Here is a 19790-nt window from a genome sequence, read left to right on the forward strand (position 1 = left end):
GAGTCATTCATGGCACTCGACCCCCAGGAGGCGCGCCGATGAGCGCAATGGTGCTGGCGCAGGCCGCGGCCGAGGTGTCCACGGGTGAGGCCATCGCGTTCTGGATCCTCGGGCCGATGGCGCTCGGCGGCGGGCTCGGCATGATCTTCGCCCGGAACGCCGTGCACTCGGCGCTGTTCCTGGTGCTGTCCATGTTCAGCCTGGGCGTGCTGTACCTGGTGCAGCAGGCGGCGTTCCTGGGCTTCGTGCAGATCATCGTCTACACCGGCGCGATCATGATGCTGTTCCTGTTCGTGCTGATGCTGGTCGGCCGGGACTCCTCGGACTCCGTGGTCGAAGTGCTGCGCGGGCAGCGGTTGTGGGCGTTCGTGCTCGGCGTGGGTCTCGCCGGCATCGTGGTCGGCGCCCTGGCCCGGGCCGTCGACGTGGTCACCCCGATCGGCCTGGACGCGGCGGATGCCAACGGCGGCAAGGGAAACGTCTACAACATCGGCCGGCTGCTGTTCACCGACTACCTGTTCCCGTTCGAGCTCACCTCCGCGCTGCTGATCACCGCGGCGGTCGGCGCGATGATCCTCGGCTACGTCGACCGGCACATCCGCGGCCGCCGGACACAGAAGGAGCTGGTGATCGCCCGGTTCCGCGGCGAGCACGCCCGCCCGTCGCCGCTGCCCGGGCCCGGCGTGTTCGCCACCTCCAACTCGGTGGCCACGCCCGCGCTGCTGCCGGACGGCTCGGTGGCGCCGGAGTCGCTGTCCGGGATCATCGAGGCGACCGCGGCCGAGCAGTTCGCCGACGAGGTCAAGTCGGTCGCCGGCACCGCGCCCACCCCGGACGCCCACGCGTTGGTAGGTTCCGCCGGCGAGCGGTCCGCCCCGTCCACAGAGGACAAACCATGATCCTTGTGTCAACCCCGAGGTCGGATCAGGCCGCGGGCCTGCCAACCGCGCCTCAGGGGACCGTGACGCAACCCAGCCACAATCAATCCGCCAACCGCGCCGTCAGCTGGAACGCAACGACAGCAGTGAATTCCGGAGAGGCGGACCAGCCATGACACCGACGTACTACCTGTTGCTGTCGGCGCTGCTGTTCACCATCGGCGCGGTCGGGGTGCTGGTGCGGCGCAACGCCATCGTGGTGTTCATGTGCATCGAGCTGATGCTGAACGCGGTGAACCTGACGCTGGTCACCTTCTCCCGGATCAACGGCACGCTGGACGGCCAGGTGATGGCGTTCTTCGTGATGGTGGTGGCCGCGGCCGAGGTCGTGATCGGGCTCGCCATCATCATGTCGATCTTCCGGACCCGCCGTTCGTCCTCCGTGGACGACTCCAACCTGCTGAAGTACTAAGGGGAACTCGGTGACGGGAACTGCCACCCTGGCCGCCGCCGCTCAAGCACAGGAGCAGGTGCAGCAGGCCACCGGGGTCGCGAGTGCCGCCTGGTTGCTGCTCGCCCTGCCCGCGCTGGGCGCGCTGGTGCTGCTGGCCGGCGGCCGGCGCACGGACCGCTGGGGACACCTGCTCGGCGCCGGCACCGTGCTGGCCGCGCTGGTCTACGCCCTGGTCCTGTTCTTCGACACGGTGGGCCGGGAGGCGAGCCAGCGGGTCAGCGAGGTCCACCTGTTCTCCTGGATCCCGGTCAACGCCCTGCAGGTCGACTTCGGGCTCCGGGTCGACCCGCTCTCGATCAGCTTCGCGCTGCTGATCACCGGCGTGGGCGGGCTGATCCACGTGTACTCGATCGGCTACATGGCCGCCGACCTGAACCGGCGCCGGTTCTTCGGTTACTTCAACCTGTTCGCCGCTTCCATGCTTCTTCTGGTGCTGGGCAACGGGTTCGTGACGCTCTACCTCGGCTGGGAGGGCGTGGGCCTGGCGTCCTACCTGCTGATCGGCTGGTACACCAACCGCCCGTCCGCGGCCACGGCGGCGAAGAAGGCGTTCCTGATGAACCGGGTCGGCGACGTCGGCCTGATCCTGGCCATCTTCATCATGTTCAGCAAGCTGGGCACCACGCAGTTCACCGAGGTGTTCGCCCGGGCGTCCACTTTGGACTCCGGCACGCTCCTCGCCCTGGCATTGCTGCTGCTCCTCGGCGCCTGCGGCAAGTCCGGCCAGTTCCCGCTGCAGGCCTGGCTGCCGGACGCGATGGAGGGCCCGACCCCGGTCTCCGCCCTGATCCACGCGGCGACCATGGTGACCGCCGGCGTGTACCTGGTCGCCCGGTCCAACCCGATCTACAACCTGACCGCGGACGGCCGGCTGGTGGTGGCCCTGGTCGGCGGCGTCACGCTGCTGATCGGGTCGATCATCGGCTGCGCCTACGACGACATCAAGAAGGTGCTGGCGTACTCCACGGTCGCCCAGATCGGCTACATGATGCTGGGCGTCGGGCTCGGCCCGGCCGGCTACGCGCTGGGTCTGGCGCACCTGTTCACCCACGGCTTCTTCAAGGCCGGGCTCTTCCTCGGCGCCGGGTCGGTCATGCACGCCATGAACGACGACGTGGACATGCGCCACTACGGCGGGCTGTGGCGGATCATGCCGATCACGTTCGCCACGTTCGGCATCGGTTACCTGGCGCTGATCGGGTTCCCGGGCCTGTCCGGCTTCTTCTCCAAGGACGCCATCATCGAGGCGGCCTTCGCCCAGTCGGAGACCTGGCGGGCCTGGGTGCTCGGCGGCGCGGCCATGCTCGCCGTCGCGCTGACCGCGTTCTACATGACCCGCCTCATGTTCATGACGTTCTTCGGCGAGAAGCGCTGGGAGAACCTGAAGTCCGAAGAGGGTCACGACTATCACCCGCACGAGTCGCCGCCGGTGATGACCGTGCCGATGATCATCCTGGCGGTCGGCTCGCTCGGCGCCGGCGCGTTCCTGTCCACCGGCGACCGGCTGGCGCACTGGCTGACCCCGGCCCTCGGCGAGCTGCAGGAGGGTGCCGAGCCGGTGATCGCCAAGGGCGCGCTGGCCGTCATCTCGATCGCGATGATGCTCATCGGCGCCGCGGCCGCGTGGCTCTTCGTCGGCCGCAAGCCGGTGCCGGTGGTCAAGCCGGAGCCGGTGTCCGCGGTGGTCCAGGCCGCCCGGCGCGACCTGTACGGCAACACGCTCAACGAGACGCTGGTGGCCAAGCCCGGCACCTGGCTCGCCCGGGCACTGGTCTATGTGGACAATCGCGGCGTCGACGGCCTGGTGAACGGCATCGCCGCGATGCTCGGCGGTAGTTCCGGCCGGCTGCGAAGGCTGCAGACCGGATTCGTGCGCTCCTACGCGCTGACCATGCTCGGAGGTTCGATCCTCGTGGTTGCGGCTCTGCTGGCGGTGAGGTACGCATGACCTCCCTTGCCGCACCCCGACTTGTCGTGGGAACTGCCCGCGACAAGTGGCACCTGTCGCGGGAACTACCCGCGACAAGTCGGTCTCTGGAAGGGGCGAGCCGATGACCTCCTCGTCGGGGTCGGCGCTGCTGGCCTTCCTGCTGCTGGTGCCCCTGCTCGGCGGGCTCGTGGTGGCGTTCGTGCGGGACAACGACCGGCTGGCCAAGCAGACCGCGCTGGGCTTCTCGCTGATCGAGCTGGTGCTCGTGGTGATCTCCTGGATCTCCTACGAGCCATCGGGTGCGCGGCTGCAGCAGCACTTCTCGCTGAACTGGATCCCGACGTTCGGCGTGCACCTCTCGTTCGGGGTGGACGGCCTCGCGCTGGTCATGGTCGCGATCATCGCGCTGCTGGTGCCGCTGCTGATCGGCGCGAGCTGGGTGGACAAGCTGCCCGAGGGCCGCAGCGCCGGCGGGTTCCTCTCGCTGATCCTGATCGAGCAGGCGCTGACCGTCGGCGTGTTCGCGGCCACCGACGTGTTCGTGTTCTACGTGCTGTTCGAGCTCATGCTGGTGCCGATGTACTTCCTGATCGGCTCCTACGGCGGGGCGAACCGGCAGTACGCCGCGGTGAAGTTCTTCCTGTACTCCTTCCTCGGCGGCCTGATCATGCTGGCCTCGGCCATCGGCGCCTACTCGATGGCCTCCGACGAGCTGGGCAAGGGCACCTTCGACTGGCCCACGCTGGTGCAGGTCGTCAGCGACGCCCCGCTGTCCACCCAGATCTGGTTGTTCCTCGGCTTCTTCCTCGCGTTCGCGGTGAAGGCGCCGCTGGTGCCGCTGCACACCTGGCTTCCGGACGCCGCAGCCGAGGCGCCGATCGTGGTGACCGTGCTGCTGGTCGGCGTGCTGGACAAGGTGGGCACGTTCGGCTTCATGCGCTACCTGCTGCCGATGTTCCCGGACGCCAGCAAGACGTTGGCGCCCCTGGTGCTCGTGCTCGCCGTCGCCGGAATCCTCTACGGCGCGTTGCTGGCCACCATGCAGCGCGACCTGAAGCGGTTCGTCGCCTACGTGTCGATCGCGCACTTCGGGTTCATCGCGCTCGGGATCTTCGCGTTCAGCACGCAGTCCCAGGTGGGCTCGGTGTCCTACATGGTCAACCACAGCATCGCCACCGGCATGCTGATCCTGGTGATCGGCATGGTGATCGCGCGCGGCGGGTCCACCCAGATCTCCGACTACGGCGGGATGTTCGCGGTCACCCCGGTGCTCGGCGGGATGCTGCTGCTGGCCGGGCTGACCACGCTGTCGCTGCCCGGCACGAACTCGTTCATCAGCGAGTTCCTGGTGCTGATCGGCTCGTACGGCCGAGAACCGGTGTACACGATCCTGGCCGCCGTCGGCATGATCCTCGCCGCGCTCTACGTGCTCTGGATGTACCAGCGGGTCATGCACGGTCCGGTGCGGGGCAACGCGTTGCTCGGCGCGGTGCCCGGGCCGGGCGCGGTGGCCGACCCCGAGATCGGTGCCAAGCGGACGATCGGGGACCTCGACGGCCGGGAGAAGGCCGTGCTGATTCCGTTGGTGGTGCTGATCCTCGGCATCGGCTTCTACCCGAAGCCGGTGCTCGACGTGATCACGCCCTCGGTCAACGCGACGATGAGCTCCGTCGGCCTGTCCGACCCGGTGGGAGGAAAGTAGACGTGTCGGCTCTCTCGACGTTCCTGGAGCTCGCCCAGCCGGGCCAGCCGGCGCCCACCCCGGTGCCATCGGCCAAGGAGAGCGCCCCGGCGATCAACTACCCGGCGATCATGCCGATCCTGATCGTGCTCGGCGCGGCCTGCCTCGGGGTGCTGTTCGAGGCGTTCCTGCCCCGGCACCAGCGCTGGCCGGCCCAGGTGGCGCTGACCCTGCTGGCCATCGCCGGCTCCGGGGTGGCGCTCGCGACCTACCTCACCGACGCGCCGGCCGAGGGCCAGATCACCCTGGCCGGCACGATCGCGGTGGACCGCCCGGCGCTGTTCCTCTGGGGCACGCTGCTGGCCCTGTCCGTCGGCGCGGTGCTGCTGATCGCCGACCGCTCGGTGGAGCCGGGCGGCGCGCTGGTGGCGCAGGCCGCGATCCGGCCGGGCACGGTGCAGGACCGCGAGCAGCGGCTCGGCGCGCACCCGCACCCCACCGAGGCCGCGCGGTTCCAGATGCAGACCGAGGTGTTCCCGCTCGCCCTGTTCTCGCTGGGCGGCATGATGGTGTTCACCGCGGCCAACGACCTGCTCACCATGTTCATCGCGCTGGAGGTGCTGAGCCTCCCGCTGTACCTGATGGCCGGGCTGGCCCGCCGGCGCCGGCTGCTGTCCCAGGAGGCGGCGGTCAAGTACTTCCTGCTCGGCGCGTTCGCGTCGGCGTTCTTCCTGTACGGCCTCGCGCTGCTGTACGGCTACGCGGGCTCGGTGCGGCTGGCCGACATCGCGGGCGCCGCGGCCGGCACGGACCGCTCGGACGCGCTGCTGTTCGGCGGTTTCGGCCTGCTGGTGGTCGGCCTGCTGTTCAAGGGCTCGGTCGGCCCGTTCCACACCTGGACCCCGGACGTCTACCAGGGCGCGCCCACCCCGGTCACCGCGTTCATGGCAGCCTGCACGAAGGTGGCCGCGTTCGGCGGCATCCTGCGGGTGCTGGCGGTGGGTTTCCAGTCCACGCAGTGGGAGTGGCGCGGCGTGCTCTGGGGCGTGGCGATCGTGTCGATGATCATCGGCGCGGTGCTCGGCCTGACCCAGACCGACATCAAGCGCATGATCGCCTACTCGTCCATCGCACACGCCGGGTTCATGCTGATCGGTGCCATCGTGCTGACCCCGTCCGGCCTGTCGAGCACGCTGTTCTACCTGCTCACCTACGGGTTCACCACGGTGGCCACGTTCGGCGTGATCAGCCTGGTGCGGGACGCCGACGGCGAGGCCACGCACCTGTCGCAGTGGGCGGGCCTGGCCAAGCGCTCACCCGCGGTCGCGGCGGTGTTCGCCTTCCTTTTGCTGGCACTGGCCGGAATTCCGCTCACCAGTGGGTTCATCGGCAAGTTCGTGGTGTTCTCCGCGGCGATCTCGGCCGGGCTCGCCCCGCTCGTGGTGATCGCCCTGGTGGCGAGCGCGGTCGCGGCGTTCTTCTACCTGCGGGTGATCGTGCTGATGTACTTCAGCGAACCGGCGGCGGACGGGCCGACCGTCACCGTGCCCGGCGCGTTCACCACCGCGGCCATCACGCTCGGTGTCCTGGTCACCCTGCTGCTCGGCATTGCGCCGGCGTTCGCGCTCGACTGGGCGGGTGCGGGGAACTTCGCCCTGCACTGACCCGCCTCCCTAGCCCGCCTCTCCGGAATTTGACTGCTGTTGTCGCGTTCCAGCTGGCGGTGCGGTTGTGTGGTGGATTGTGGCTGGGTGGCGTCACGGTCCCCTGAGGTCCCGTTGGTCGGGGGCGAGGCGCTTAAGAGCGGACAGCGGGAATGAGCACCATCACGTTGCTTCCCTCCCGCCCGGTTGCGGGGTGCCGGTTACGCTGAGGTGTGTCCAACGAGACCGCCGCACCCCTGCCCGCCCTGCTCGGGCTGGACGACGCGGACCCCGTGCTGCTCAAGGCGGTCACCGAGGGTCTCGCGCAGGTCGAGGACCTGCTGCACACGGTCGTGCACAGCGACGTCGAGTTCGTCAACCAGGCGGCGCTGTACCTGGTGAAGGCCGGCGGAAAGCGGTTCCGCCCGCTGTTCACGTTGCTCTCCGCGCAGTTCGCGGACGGCAACACCGACGCGGTGATCACCGCGGCCGCGGCGGTCGAGCTGGTGCACCTGGCCACGCTCTACCACGACGACGTGATGGACGAGGCCACCATGCGCCGCGGCGAGGCCAGCGTGAACGCCCGGTGGGACAACACGGTGGCCATCCTGACCGGCGACTTCCTGTTCGCGCACGCCTCCCGGCTGGTGGCGACGCTCGGCAGCGACGCGGCCCGGATCATTGCGGAGACCATGGGGGAGCTGGTCACCGGGCAGATGCGGGAGACGGTCGGACCGCGCAACGGCGAGGACCCGGTCCGGCACTACCTGTCGGTGGTGGCGCAGAAGACCGGCTCGCTGATCGCCACCGCCGGCCGGTACGGCGGGATGTACTCCGGGGCCGGGCCGGAGCAGACCGAGGCGCTGTTCCGGTACGGCGACCTGATCGGCACGGCCTTCCAGATCTCCGACGACGTGATCGACATCGCCTCGCCGGCCAACGAGTCGGGCAAGACGCCGGGCACCGACCTCCGCGAGGGCGTGCGGACCCTGCCGATGCTCTACGCGCTGGCGTTCGACGGGCCGGACACCCCGCGACTGCGCGAGCTGCTGTCCGGCCCGGTCACCGAGGACGGCGCGGTGTACGAGGCGCTCGACCTGCTGCGCCGGTCACCCGGTCTGGACCAGGCCGTGCACACGGTCGGTGAATACGCCGGGCGAGCGCGGGCGGTGCTGGACGTGTTCCCGCCCTGCCCGGCACGCGACGCGCTCGAGCTGCTGGCACGTTACGTGGTCGCCCGCACCCGATAGGGCGCACCCGATACGGTGACGGAGCGTGATCGAGTCGCACAAACTGGCGGCCGGTGCGGCGCGCCGACCCGACCGCAGTAGCCTCTTCGTCTAGGCGGAGCACCGCAAGGGTGGGCCGGGGTGGCCTGACCCTGAAGGGAGTTAGGCGATGCCGATCTTCGGGCAGGTCTGGTTATGGAGCCTTGCGGCCTTCCTGCTCGGCGCGATCCTGACCTGGGTACTGGTCGTCCTGCCGGTGCGCAGGCGGATCAGCGCGCTGGAGAGCCGGCTGGCCGCGGTGCGCGCCGACGTCAAGGTCAGCGCCGCCGCGGAGCGGGCCCGGGCCGCTGAGCCGGCCGGGCCGTCGGCGGCGCAGGGCATGGTGCCGGGCTTTGGTGACCCCGTCGACGAGATTCGCGCGGAGTCGCTCACCCGGGCCTACGCGCTGCCCGGCGTGCAGAACGTGCCGTCGGTCCCGTACGGCGAGGCGGCCGAGGAGCGCGGCGCACTGTCCCTGTCCGCGGAGACCGGTGTGGTCGGCGAGGCCCCCGCCGAGCCGGGGCCGGGCCGCGACTGGTTCGACGAGCAAACCGCCGAGCCCGACCGGCGCCTGGTCGATGACGAGGACGCCGACGAGGACGAGGACGAGGAGCGGGGCACCGTCTTCACCCAGCGGACCACCCCGATCCCGGCCGCCCTGATCCGCCAGCTCGACGAGGCCCCGTCGCCCGAGCCGGAGTCGACCGGTGCGCACGCCCGGTCCGACGACAAGCTCGTCGACGACCTGGCCGACGAGGGCGGCCCGGCCGCCGTCACCGCCGCGCTGCCCACTCCGCCCCCGCAACCGCAGACCCGGCCCGAGCCCGCCGCCCGCCCGGCCGCGTTCGAACCGGTTCGGCTCGGCACCAACGGCTCGTCCCGGCCCGAGCCCGAGGAGACCCCGGCCGAGCCGGACCCCGAGCCGCTGCCCGCCACCCGCGGGCACCGGTCCACCACCGTGGCCGAGCTGACCAGCCGCAGCGAGACCGAGACGCGCCTGATGTCCGGCCTCTCCGTCGAGCCGGAGCGCTCGCAAACCGCCCTGCCCAAGCGGGTTCCGGCCAAACCGCAGCACCGCCACCCGTTCGGCGTGCAGACCGTCACCCCCGCCGTGTCGCTCAGCACCGCGTCAACCACGGGCAGCGAGCGCCTGCGGTCGCTGTTCGAGCCGATCATCCCCGCCGAGAGCGGCCAAAGTGAGACGCCCCCGCCCCCGAACCGCCTCCAGGCCAGCAGCTCGACCGGCTCGCGTCCCAGCGCCCCCGGCCCGTTCGGCCCCGGTTCCGCCATGCCGCTCCCCGGCGGCGCCTCCCCGTCCCCGGAGTTCACGGTGAAGGCGAGCGTCACCGCCCTCCGCTACTGCACCCCGGAGTCCCCCCAGTTCGGCCGCACCGTGGCCGAAGTCTGGTTCCGCACCGCCGCCGACGCCGAACGCGTCGGCTTCCGCCCCGTCGGATAAGAAGCGGCTGACGACCCGCGTGCCTACCAACGGAACCTCAGGGGACCGTGACGCGACTCAGCCACAATCAATCTGCCAACCGCACCGAATCCCGGGTCGCAACGACAGCAGTTAAATCCCGGAGAGGCGGGACTGCTAGCTGGCGACTGTCCAGGTGTCCTTGCCCCGCAGCAAACCCTGCAGGTCGCCGGGTTTGCGTTCGCGGGCGGCGGCGAGCTGGGCCCGGGCCTGGTCGTCGTAGCTGGGGCGGGCGACGTTGCGGAAGATGCCGGTGACGGTGTGCGAGAGGTCCTGGGTGGACAGCCGGGAGAGGGCGAAGGCGTAGCTCGGGTCGTCCAGGGTGGCGTCGTGCACGACCAGGGCGTCCTCGCCGACCTCGACCACCTTGGCCACCTCGAGCCCGCCGAAGCCGGTGCGCACCACGCCGTAGTCGCCGTTGGCGCCGAAGCGGATCGGCTCGCCGTGCGTCAGCGGGATGAGCCGCTGCTCCTTCTCGCCCGGCTCCTTGAGCATGTCGAACGCGCCGTCGTTGAAGATCGGGCAGTTCTGGTAGATCTCCACGAACGCGCTGCCCCGGTGCGCGGCCGCGGCGGCGAGCACCTCGGTCAGCTGCGCCCGGTCGTTGTCCAGCGTGCGCGCGACGAACGTGGCGTCCGCGCCGAGGGCCAGGGAGATCGGGTTGAACGGGTGGTCCAGCGAGCCCATCGGGGTGGACTTGGTGACCTTGCCCTCCTCGGAGGTGGGCGAGTACTGGCCCTTGGTCAACCCGTAGATCCGGTTGTTGAACAGCAGGATCTTGAGATTGACGTTGCGCCGCAAGGTGTGGATCAGGTGGTTGCCGCCGATCGACAACGCGTCGCCGTCACCGGTGACCACCCAGACCGACAGGTCCGGCCGGGTGACCGCGATCCCGGTGGCGATGGCCGGCGCGCGCCCGTGGATCGAGTGGATCCCATACGTGTTCATGTAGTACGGGAACCGGGACGAGCACCCGATGCCCGACACGAACACGATGTTCTCGCGTTTGAGCCCGAGCGTCGGCATGAACGCCTGCATCGCATTGAGCACGATGTAGTCCCCGCACCCGGGGCACCAGCGGACCTCCTGGTCGGACTTGTAGTCCTTGGCGGTCTGCTTCTCGTCGGTCGTGGGCACTCCCACAAGCCCTGACAGCTCGGGCAGACCAAGGTCGACGGCGGTCATGCGGCCGTCACCCCCTTCACGTGGTCAGTCAGAACCCCTTGCAGTTCCTCGGCCTTGAACGGCAGCCCGGCGACCTTGGTGTACGAGATCGCGTCCACCAGGAACCGGCCGCGCAGCAGCAGAGCGAGCTGGCCGAGGTTCATCTCCGGGATGACTACCCGGTCGTAGGCGGCCAACACGTCGCCGAGGTTGCGCGGGAACGGGTTGAGGTGGCGCAGGTGCGCCTGCGCCACGTCGAGGCCGGCGTTGCGCACCCGCCGGCAGGCCGCGCCGATCGGGCCGTAGGTCGACCCCCAGCCCAGCACCAGCACCCTGGCCTTGCCGGACGGGTCGTCCACCTCCAGATCGGGCACCTCGACGCCGTCGACCTTGGCCTGGCGGAGCCGAACCATGCGGTCGTGGTTGTCCGGGTCGTAGGAGATGTTGCCCTTGCCGTCGGCCTTCTCCAGCCCGCCGATCCGGTGCTCGAGGCCGGGGGTGCCGGGGATCGCCCACTCGCGCGCCAGCGTCTCGGTGTCGCGCACGTACGGCCAGTGCTCGTCGGTGCCGTCCAGGGCGTTCGGCTCGGCGGCGAACGTGACCCGCAGGTCCGGCAACGCGTCCACGTCGGGGATCAGCCACGGCTCCGAGCCGTTGGCGATCGAGCCGTCGGAGAGCAGCAGCACCGGAGTGCGGTAGGTGAGCGCGATCCGCGCCGCCTCCAGAGCGATGGCGAAGCAGTCCGCCGGAGACTGCGGCGCCACGATCGGCACCGGGCATTCGCCGTTGCGGCCGAACATGGCCTGCAGCAGGTCGGCCTGCTCGGTCTTGGTCGGCAGGCCGGTGGACGGGCCGCCGCGCTGCACGTCGATCACCAGCAGCGGCAGCTCGGACATCACGGCCAGGCCGATCGCCTCGGACTTCAGCGCGATGCCCGGGCCGGAGGTCGAGGTGACGCCGAGCGAGCCACCGTACGCCGCGCCGAGCGCGATGCCGATGCCGGCGATCTCGTCCTCGGCCTGCACGGTGGTGACGCCGAAGTTCTTGTGCTTGCTCAGCTCGTGCAGGATGTCGCTGGCCGGGGTGATCGGGTACGAGCCGAGCAGCACCTGCAGCCCGGAGCGCTGGCCGGCGGCCACGATGCCGTACGCGAGCGCGGTGTTCCCGGTGATCTGCCGGTAGGTGCCGAACGGGAGCGCGGCGGGCGCGACTTCGTAGGTGACGGCGAAGGATTCGGTGGTCTCGCCGTAGTTCCAGCCGGCCCGGAAGGCCAGGATGTTGGCCTCGGCGATGTCCGCCTTGCGGGCGAACTTCTCGCGCAGGAACCGCTCGGTGCCCTCGGTGGGCCGGTGGTACATCCACGACAGGAGCCCGAGCGCGAACATGTTCTTCGCCCGCTCGGCGTCCTTTTTGGACAGTCCGGTCTGCTCGAGCGCGCCGCGGGTGAGCGTGGCCATCGCGACCTTGTGCACCTGGTAGCGGTCGAGCGAGCCGTCCTCGAGCGGGTCGCTGGCGTAGCCGACCTTGCTGAGGTTGCGCTTGGTGAACTCGTCCGTGTTGACGATCACCATCCCACCAGGTGGGAGGTCGGCGATGTTGGACTTGAGCGCGGCCGGGTTCATCACGACCAGCACGTCCGGCCGGTCGCCCGGGGTGAGGATGTCGTAGTCGGCGAAGTGCAACTGGAAACTGGAGACGCCGGGCAGGGTGCCGGCGGGTGCGCGGATCTCGGCGGGGAAGTTCGGCAGGGTGGCGAGGTCGTTGCCGAACGCGGCGGCCTCGGAGGTGAACCTGTCACCGGTCAACTGCATGCCGTCACCGGAGTCGCCGGCGAACCTGATGACCACTCGGTCCAGCCTGCGGAGCTCGGTGCGTCGAGTGCCCCCTAGAGCGCCGTTACCCCCGTCCAGATCACCATCCACGGTGGTGCTCATGGCTTGTCGATCCCTCTCTGTGGCAGCTTGTCCGCTGCCCACTTCTCAGCCTAGCCCCCGCGTATCGGCTGCCTTCGCTTCACACTCCGTTCAACGCTCCTCGGCCCGCGGCTGTTATCCACGCTGATGAGCGGTCCCACTCCGTGGTACGCACGGTAGGCACCGTAAGCGCAGTCCGGCAGCACACCACCGAGACGCGTCGCAGATCACAGTTATGTCGTCAGGTGAGGCCAGCGCGAACTGCCCTCAACGTCAATTGTGAACCTCCAGCGGGCCCGCGGGAGGTGCGCGGGTCAGCTGGAGCCGGAGATCTTTTCCCGCATAGCGGCCAGCAACTCTGTGAACGCCGGGCTTTTCATCGAATGGAGCTGGGCGGTCAGCTCCACCTCCACCGCATCCGCGTGCTCGGTCAGGCCGGCCGTGGTGCGCAGGGTCCGCTTGGTCGCGACGACGAGCTCGCGCGGCGCCGCGACCGCCGGACCGGCGAGTGCGACGGCGGCGTCCACGAGCGCGGCGTGGTCACCGTCGACCGTCTGGAGGGCGAGACCCCGCCGTTCGGCCGTGTCCGCGTCGAGCGTTTGGCCGAACACGGTCATCGCCAGCGCCGTCTGCGGGCCCACGACCCGTTGCAGCATCCAGGTCATGCCTCCACCCGGATGGATGCCGAGCTGGAGGAACCGGGCGTCGAACCGCGCCCGCGGCCCGGCCAGCCGGACGTCGCAGGCCAGCGCCAGGTTCAGGCCCGCGCCCACTGCCGCACCACCCACCGCGGCGATGGTCGGCAGCGTGCATCCGGCCACCGCGAGGAACCCGGCGTAGATGCTCCGCAGCCCCTCCTCGTGCGCCGCGCCGAGCTCGCCGAGGTTGGCCCCCGCGCAGAACGCCGGCGGCGCCCCGGTGATCACCACCGCGTGCACGTCCGGGTCCCGCTCACACCCGGCCACCAGGTCGGCCAGCCGTGCGGAACCGGCCAGTGTCAAGGCGTTGCGGCGGTCCGGGTCGTTCAGCGTCAGCACCGCCACACCGCCGCGCCGCTCCAGAAGCACGTTCATGTCCGGCAACCCTAGACCGGCGGCTCCGGCGCGGGTGGGCGCTCCAGCAGCGTGGACAGCACGACCGTGGACACCGTCCGGTCGATCATGTCGACCGCCCGCAGGCGTTCGAGCGCGTCCTCGAGGTGGTGGATGTTCGCCGCCCGCAGGTGCACCACCGCGTCCGGGGCACCGGAGACCGTGTACGCCGCGACCACCTCGGGCAGCGGCAGCAGGCGGGCCCGGATCCGGTCGGGCGTGACGTTGCCCCGGCAGTGCACCTCGACGAACGCCTCGGTGCCCCAGCCCAGCGCCTCCGGGTCGACGACCGCGGTGAACCCGCGCAGCACCCCGGTTTCCAGCAGCCGGTCCACCCGGCGCTTCACCGCGGGCGCGGACAAACCGACCACCTTGCCGATCTCCGCGTAGCTGGCCCGCGCGTTGGCAACCAGCTGCGCAATGATTCGCTGATCTATCGAGTCCACACGCAACATTCTGCCGCAAACTGAGCGCTCAGCGATATTGATCGCACATCTCGGCCGACCATACATTGGAATCATGACGACCGTCCCCGCACCCGAGGCAGCTTCGATCGTCATTCCGGTCGAGCTCCGCCAGCCCACCCGCCGCCACTACCTGATGTGCCCGCCCACGTACTTCGCCGTCGAGTACTCGATAAACCCGTGGATGGACCCGGACCGGCCGGTCGACACCGAGCTCGCGGTGCGGCAGTGGACGGCCCTCAAGGAGACCTACCAACGGCTCGGCCACACCGTCGAGCTCATCGAACCCCGGCCGGGCCTGCCCGACATGGTGTTCGCCGCCAACTCCGGCACCGTCATCGACGGCCGCGTGCTCGGCGCCCGCTTCCGCGCCCGGCAACGCAGCGCCGAAGCCGAGTTCTTCCGGCGCTGGTTCCTCGCCCACGGCTACCGCGATGTGATCATGCCCAGCGGCATCAACGAGGCCGAGGGCGACTTGGCCTGGACCGGCAGCGCGCTGCTGGCCGGCACCGGCTTCCGCACCGACCCCGGCGCGCACGCCGAGGCGCAGGAGGTCCTCGGTGTCCCGGTGATCTCCCTGCAGCTCGTCGACCCCCGCTACTACCACCTCGACACGGCCTTGTTCGTGCTGACCGAATCCGGCCCGACGCGATCCGCCCAGATCGCCTATCACCCCGACGCGTTCTCCGCCGGCTCGAGGCGCGTCCTGCGCCGCCTGTTCCCCGACGCCGTCATCGCCACCGCCACCGACGCCGCGTGCCTGGGCCTCAACGGCGTTTCCGACGGCCTCAACGTCGTCCTTCCGTGGGAGGCCACCGACCTCGCCACCCAACTCAAGGAACGCGGCTACCTACCCGTGCACGTCGACATCTCCGAGCTCCGCAAGTCCGGCGGCGGCCCCAAGTGCTGCACCCTGGAGATCAGGGGCTAGAGCTTGGCAGTCCCGCCTCTCCGGAATTTTGACCTTGGGGTGCGTCCCGGGGACGGTGCGGTTGGCAGGTTGATTGTGGCTGAGTGCCGTCACGGTCCCCTGAGGTTGCGTGGGTCGGGGCGAGGCTCTCCAAGCCCTTGGCGTCTCAGAGCTTGGCGGCCTCGGGGATCACCCGTTCGCCCATGATCTCGATCCCGCCAAGTTGCCAGACGTCGGGGAGGTTGCCGATGACGGTGGTGAACCCGAGCTCGGCGAACTGGCCGAGCTGGTCGAGGATCTGGCCGACGCCCGCGCCGTTCTCGCCCGGCTGGAACGGGTAGTAGACCGTCTTCTCGATCGTGTCGTAGTCGCGGCCCTCGCGTTCGCAGTGCTCACGGAGCACGTCGAGCTTGTGGGCGAGCTCGGGCGTGGGAAACAGGTTGCAGGCGTCCGCGTACTTGGCGACCAGGCGAAGCGTCTTCCGCTCGCCGCCACCGCCGATCATGATCGGCGGGTGCGGGCGGGTGAGCGGGGCCGGCACGTCCAGCGGTCGCTCGAGCTGATAGTGCTTGCCGTGGAACGGGGTCTCGTCGGCCGACCACATCCGCAGGCAGATCTGCAGCGCCTCCTCCAGCCGCTCGAACCGCTCGGCCGTGGGCGGGAACGGCACGCCGAGCCCGCGCGACTCCTCCTCGTTCCACGCCGCCCCGATGCCCAGCCACGCACGGCCGCCGGAAAGCACGTCCAGGGTGCTGATGATCTTGGCGAGCAGCCCGGGATGCCGGTAGACCACACCGGTGATCACCGTGATCAGCTTGGCCCGCTTCGTATGCGCGGCAAGGAAACCAAGCGTGGTGTACGCCTCGAGCATGTCATGCTCGGGCGGCCCGACCACCGAGATCTGGAAGTAGTGGTCCATCACCGCGAGCAGGTCGAATCCGGCCTCGTCCGCGGTCCTGGCGATCGCCGCCAACTCGGCGCCCATCGCTGCCGGCCCGTTCGGCCAGGTGAAATCGGGAACCTGCAAGCCAATTCGCATGCCGCACAGCGTATGTTCTGGAGTGCGCTCCAGCTCAAGGGGTGGCAGGTAGCTGTCAACCGCGGACGAGCATGGTCAGTGCGTGGGCCAGCCCGGTGCTGCCGGTCGATCCGGTCGCCAGCCGGCGCAGTTGCATCCCGGCGACCATCGCCACCACCGGACCCGCCAGCTTCTCCGGCTCGGGCAGGCGGAGCCCCTGCAGGACGCTCACGGCCACTTCGTCGTACGCGGCGAAGCACTCGGCCGCCGCGTCCCGCAGCGTGGTGTCCCGGCCGGCGTGCACGAACAACTCCAGTGGAGCGATCTCCTCGCGCCCGAACGTGATGCTCTCCGCGACCTGCTCCGCCAACTCGGCGGCGTACTCCAGCGACAGGACCTCACCCCGCCGCGACTCCGCGAGCACGGCCAACCGCTCGGTCTCTTCCCGCACGAACATGCGCAGGGCCTCGCGCAACATCTCCTGCTGCGAGTCGAAGTGGTAGGTGATCGATCCGAGCGACACCTCGGCCTCGCGTGCGATCCGCCGGTTGGTCACCCCGCCGATGCCGTCCGAGCCGATCACCCGCAGCACGGCACGCAGGATCGCCCTCCTGGTCGGGCTCATCGCGGCGGCCTCCGCTCGTGCCACCGCTCAACCTGTTCCAGTTGCGCGGCAAGGGAGATCAGCAGCTCCTCGCTGTCGGCCGGCCCCAGCAGCTGCACCCCGAGCGGCAGTCCCTCGCGGGTCAGCCCGGTCGGCACGCTCATTCCCGGCCAGCCCAGCACGTTCCACGGCCAGGCGTACGGGCAGGCCGAGATCACCGCGCGGTCGGTCGCCCAGCCGCGCAGCCCGTCGATGGCCCCGACCCGCAACGGTGGCGTGGCCGTGGTCGGCGTCAGCACCACGTCCACCCGGTCGAAGATCCGCCCCGCCCGCCGCTGGAAGTAGCCGAGCGTGCTCCGTGACATCCGCAGCGCCGGACCCTGCAACCAGCGGCCGGCCCGGGCGGCGTCCCGGGTGCGCACGTCGAGCAGTGCGGCATCGGGAACGCTGCGATACCAGTCGTGCACGCCGGCAAGGGATCGCGGCAGGAAGTTGAACCCGATCACGCCGTAACGCGGATCGCCGACGACGATCTCGTGGCCGAGCTCGCCGAGCACTCGTGCGATCCGCACGGTCGCGGCCCGGACCTCCGGATCCAGCGTGACCCCGCGCACGCCGGTGAACGCCGGGCGCAGCGACAACGCGACGCGCAACCGTCCCGGCGGCCGGTCCGCGGCCGGCCGGAACACCGGATTCGCGTTGCCTGCCAACACGTCCAGCAGCAGCGCGGCGTCCGCGACGGTGCGCGCCAGCGGCCCGCTGGTGGTGATGCCGTTGAACAGCTCCGTGGCCGGCCACGGGTCCAACCGGCCGCGCTGCGGCTTGATCCCGACAAGATGGCTCCACGCCGCGGGAATCCGGATCGAGCCGGCGCCATCCGAGCCGACCGCGGCCGGCACCACACCCGCGGCGACCGCGGCCGCCGACCCACCGGATGACCCGCCCGGGGTGTGCTCGAGGTTCCACGGGCTGCGGGTGACGCCGAACGCCTCGCCCTCGGTGACCGGCCAGAGCCCGAACTCCGGCGTGTTGGTCTTGCCGACGATCACCGCGCCGGCCTCCCTGATCAGCCGGACGAGCTCGCAGTCCCGCTCCCGCACCGGAAAGTCGCCCGCGCAGCCGAACGCCGTGGGCTCGCCGGCGATGTCCACGTCGTCCTTGATCGCGATCGGCACGCCGAGCAGCGGCCGGCGCTCCCCGGCCGCCAGCCGGCGGTCCGCCTCGGCGGCCTCGGCGAGCGCGGCCTCCGTCCGCACCCGGCGGAACGCGTTCAGCGTCGGCGCGGTCTCCTCGATCCGCGCCAGCGCGTCGGTGACCAGCTGCTTGGCCGACACCTCGCCACGGGCGAGCTGCCCGGCCAGCGCCTCCAAGCCGGCGAATTCAGGGGTCATCTTACTTTCCACATCTGTTCGTTCGAACGAACAGTACCAGGTTTGAATACCCACCTCGGTGCGGGCGAAGATGGTGACGATGAGTGCGAACGCAGCGCAGGCGCGGGTTCACCGGCCGCAGGTGAAGCTGTGGCGGGTGCCGGTGCGCCGGATCGAGCGGGTCACCCCGCGGATGGCCCGGGTCACCGTCGGTGGTGACGACCTCGCCGACTTTGCCGGCGCCGGCACCGACCAGAACGTGATGCTCTACTTCTATCCGGACGGCGTGCGGCTGCCCGAGCCGCTCACCCTGGAGTCGGCCCGTGCCCTGTGGTCCAAGGCCCGGCCGATGACCAGGACGTACACCGTCGCCCGGCACGACCCGGACGCCTGCGAGATCGACTTCGACTTCGTGCTGCACGCGGCGGACGGCCTGGGCTCGGGCTGGGCACAGCGGGCCCGGCCGGGCGATCCGCTGATCTTCGTCGGCCCGTCGCCCGCGTACCGGCCGGACCCGGACGCCGGCACATACCTGCTGGCCGGCGACGAGACCGCGCTGCCGGCCATCGCGGCGATCCTGCGGGAGCTGCCGGCCGCGGCCCGGGCCCGGGTGCTGGTCGAGGTGGCCGGCGCCGACGAGGAGCAGCCGCTGCCCACCGCCGCCGACGCCGAGATCACCTGGCTGCACCGGGACGGCCGCCCCGCCGGCCGGCCCGACCTGCTGGACGGCGCGGTCCGCGGGCTGGACCTGCCGGCCGGGACCACCGAGGCGTGGGTGGCCGGCGAGCGCTCCGCGGTGCTCGCGGTGCGCCGGCACCTGCTCGACGAGCGCGGCCTGCCCCGGCACCGGGTCCGGCCGACCACCTACTGGCGGCACGGCCAGAGCGGGAACTGATCGATAAGAAACCCCTGGTTAGGAACTTCCCCCCGGCCGGAATCGTTGCCGGAGAAGTAGAACAATCGACCACCACGGAGGCGCCGGGACGTGCACAGGCACTACAACGGGGTGAAGACGGCGCTCCTGCTCGGCAGCCTGAGCGCCTTCGTCCTGTTGGTCAGCTCGCTCTTCGGCCGCACCGCGCTGATCATCGGGTTCGGCCTGGTGCTGTTCATGAACGGCTACGCCTACCTCAACTCCGACCGGATCGCGCTCCGGGCGATGTGTGCCCAGCCGGCGTCGCAGGCCACCCACCCCGCCATGTACCGGATCGTGCGCGAGCTGGCCACCGCCGCCCGGCAGCCCATGCCGCGGCTCTACATCAGCCCCACGCTCGCCCCGAACGCGTTCGCCACCGGCCGCAACCCGCGTAGCGCGGCGATCTGCTGCACCACCGGCATCCTCGAGCTGCTCGACGAGCGCGAGCTGCGCGCCGTGCTCGCCCACGAGCTGTCGCATGTGTACAACCGCGACATTCTCATCTCGAGCATCGCCGGCGCACTGGCCAGCGGCATCAGCGTGCTGGCCAACCTGGCGCTCTTCGCCGGACTCTTCGGCGGTTCCGATGACGACCGGCCCAACCCGCTGGCCATACTGCTGCTCGCGGTGCTCGGCCCGGTCGCCGCCGGCGTCGTGCAGATGGCCGTCAGCCGCTCCCGGGAGTACCAGGCCGACGAGTCCGCCGCCCGCCTCACCGGCGACCCGCTCGCGCTGGCCTCCGCCCTGCGCAAGCTCGACGCCGGCACCCGCGCCGCGCCGCTGGCCCCGGAGCCGGCCCTGGTCTCCCAGTCCCACCTGATGATCGCCAACCCGTTCCGCCCAGGTGAGCGGGCCGCCCGCCTCTTCTCCACCCACCCACCGATCGCCGACCGCATCCGCCGCCTCGAGGACATGTAATGGCTCGGTCGTGCTCGCGGCCTTGATCCGG

17 protein-coding genes are annotated in these 19790 nt (G+C 70.5%); 10 read left to right on the plus strand and 7 right to left on the minus strand.

The genetic code is table 11. From position 1 onward, the window contains the following. Positions 1-38 precede the first annotated feature (38 nt). The 7 genes from VGR06_RS28680 to VGR06_RS28710 all read left to right on the plus strand — a co-directional run bounded on the left by VGR06_RS28680 (position 39) and on the right by VGR06_RS28710 (position 9373). Complete coding sequence (locus VGR06_RS28680; protein WP_327562266.1) at positions 39-899, plus strand: NADH-quinone oxidoreductase subunit J; 861 nt, start codon at positions 39-41, stop codon at positions 897-899. 151 nt (positions 900-1050) lie between these two features. Next, the gene (gene nuoK, locus VGR06_RS28685) at positions 1051-1350 is read left to right on the plus strand and encodes an NADH-quinone oxidoreductase subunit NuoK (protein ID WP_327562267.1); all 300 of its coding nucleotides are present in this window, start codon (positions 1051-1053) and stop codon (positions 1348-1350) included. 58 nt (positions 1351-1408) lie between these two features. After that, entirely contained in the window at positions 1409-3340 is a 1932-nt protein-coding gene (gene nuoL, locus VGR06_RS28690) for an NADH-quinone oxidoreductase subunit L (RefSeq protein ID WP_327562283.1), read from the plus strand. A gap of 103 nt (positions 3341-3443) precedes the next feature. Beyond that, positions 3444-5024 (plus strand): NADH-quinone oxidoreductase subunit M, encoded by a 1581-nt coding sequence (locus VGR06_RS28695; protein ID WP_327562268.1) that lies wholly within the window; start codon positions 3444-3446, stop codon positions 5022-5024. Between the two features lie 62 nt (positions 5025-5086). After that, positions 5087-6667, plus strand: a complete 1581-nt coding sequence (nuoN, locus tag VGR06_RS28700; protein ID WP_327562284.1) for an NADH-quinone oxidoreductase subunit NuoN — start codon at positions 5087-5089, stop codon at positions 6665-6667. Between the two features lie 212 nt (positions 6668-6879). Continuing rightward, on the plus strand, positions 6880-7896 hold the full coding sequence (locus VGR06_RS28705) for a polyprenyl synthetase family protein (RefSeq protein ID WP_327562269.1): 1017 nt from the start codon (positions 6880-6882) through the stop codon (positions 7894-7896). A gap of 148 nt (positions 7897-8044) precedes the next feature. Further along, positions 8045-9373 carry a LapA family protein gene (locus VGR06_RS28710; RefSeq protein ID WP_327562270.1) on the plus strand — a complete coding sequence of 443 codons (1329 nt, stop codon included), beginning with the start codon at positions 8045-8047 and terminating at the stop codon, positions 9371-9373. A gap of 135 nt (positions 9374-9508) precedes the next feature. On the opposite strand, the gene VGR06_RS28715 is transcribed toward VGR06_RS28710, so the two are convergent. The 4 genes from VGR06_RS28715 to VGR06_RS28730 form a co-directional block, all read right to left on the minus strand. Next, on the minus strand, positions 9509-10576 hold the full coding sequence (locus VGR06_RS28715) for a 2-oxoacid:ferredoxin oxidoreductase subunit beta (protein ID WP_327562271.1): 1068 nt from the start codon (positions 10574-10576) through the stop codon (positions 9509-9511). Then, positions 10573-12489, minus strand: a complete 1917-nt coding sequence (locus VGR06_RS28720; RefSeq protein ID WP_327562272.1) for a 2-oxoacid:acceptor oxidoreductase subunit alpha — start codon at positions 12487-12489, stop codon at positions 10573-10575. Before VGR06_RS28720 ends, VGR06_RS28715 begins: the two co-directional genes overlap by 4 nt. Positions 12490-12782: 293 nt before the next feature. Next, the gene (locus tag VGR06_RS28725; protein WP_327562273.1) at positions 12783-13541 is read right to left on the minus strand and encodes an enoyl-CoA hydratase; all 759 of its coding nucleotides are present in this window, start codon (positions 13539-13541) and stop codon (positions 12783-12785) included. 11 nt (positions 13542-13552) lie between these two features. After that, positions 13553-14005 (minus strand): Lrp/AsnC family transcriptional regulator, encoded by a 453-nt coding sequence (locus VGR06_RS28730; protein WP_327562274.1) that lies wholly within the window; start codon positions 14003-14005, stop codon positions 13553-13555. A 73-nt stretch (positions 14006-14078) separates the two neighbouring features. On the opposite strand from VGR06_RS28730, the gene ddaH reads away from it, so the two are divergent. Further along, positions 14079-14954 (plus strand): dimethylargininase, encoded by an 876-nt coding sequence (ddaH, locus tag VGR06_RS28735; RefSeq protein WP_327562275.1) that lies wholly within the window; start codon positions 14079-14081, stop codon positions 14952-14954. A gap of 145 nt (positions 14955-15099) precedes the next feature. Here the strand turns inward: ddaH and VGR06_RS28740 are convergent, their stop codons facing one another. From VGR06_RS28740 to VGR06_RS28750, 3 genes are read right to left on the minus strand one after another with little or no spacing between them, the layout of a single operon-like run. Further along, the gene (locus VGR06_RS28740) at positions 15100-15972 is read right to left on the minus strand and encodes an LLM class F420-dependent oxidoreductase (RefSeq protein ID WP_327562276.1); all 873 of its coding nucleotides are present in this window, start codon (positions 15970-15972) and stop codon (positions 15100-15102) included. A 55-nt stretch (positions 15973-16027) separates the two neighbouring features. Then, on the minus strand, positions 16028-16600 hold the full coding sequence (locus tag VGR06_RS28745) for a TetR/AcrR family transcriptional regulator (RefSeq protein WP_327562277.1): 573 nt from the start codon (positions 16598-16600) through the stop codon (positions 16028-16030). Further along, entirely contained in the window at positions 16573-17946 is a 1374-nt protein-coding gene (locus VGR06_RS28750; protein ID WP_327562278.1) for an amidase, read from the minus strand. The genes VGR06_RS28745 and VGR06_RS28750 overlap by 28 nt, the downstream gene beginning before the upstream one ends. Before the next feature lie 79 nt (positions 17947-18025). Here VGR06_RS28750 and VGR06_RS28755 point away from each other — a divergent pair, with 79 nt between their 5' ends. Together VGR06_RS28755 and htpX are read left to right on the plus strand one after the other, a co-directional pair. Continuing rightward, a complete protein-coding gene (locus tag VGR06_RS28755; RefSeq protein ID WP_327562279.1) occupies positions 18026-18820 on the plus strand; it encodes a siderophore-interacting protein in 795 nt (264 codons plus the stop codon). A 90-nt stretch (positions 18821-18910) separates the two neighbouring features. After that, the gene (gene htpX, locus VGR06_RS28760) at positions 18911-19759 is read left to right on the plus strand and encodes a zinc metalloprotease HtpX (protein ID WP_327562280.1); all 849 of its coding nucleotides are present in this window, start codon (positions 18911-18913) and stop codon (positions 19757-19759) included. Positions 19760-19790 lie beyond the last annotated feature (31 nt).

The organism is Actinophytocola sp., from assembly GCF_036002505.1.
In the GTDB taxonomy this organism is placed as follows: Bacteria; Actinomycetota; Actinomycetes; order Mycobacteriales; family Pseudonocardiaceae; genus DASYTH01.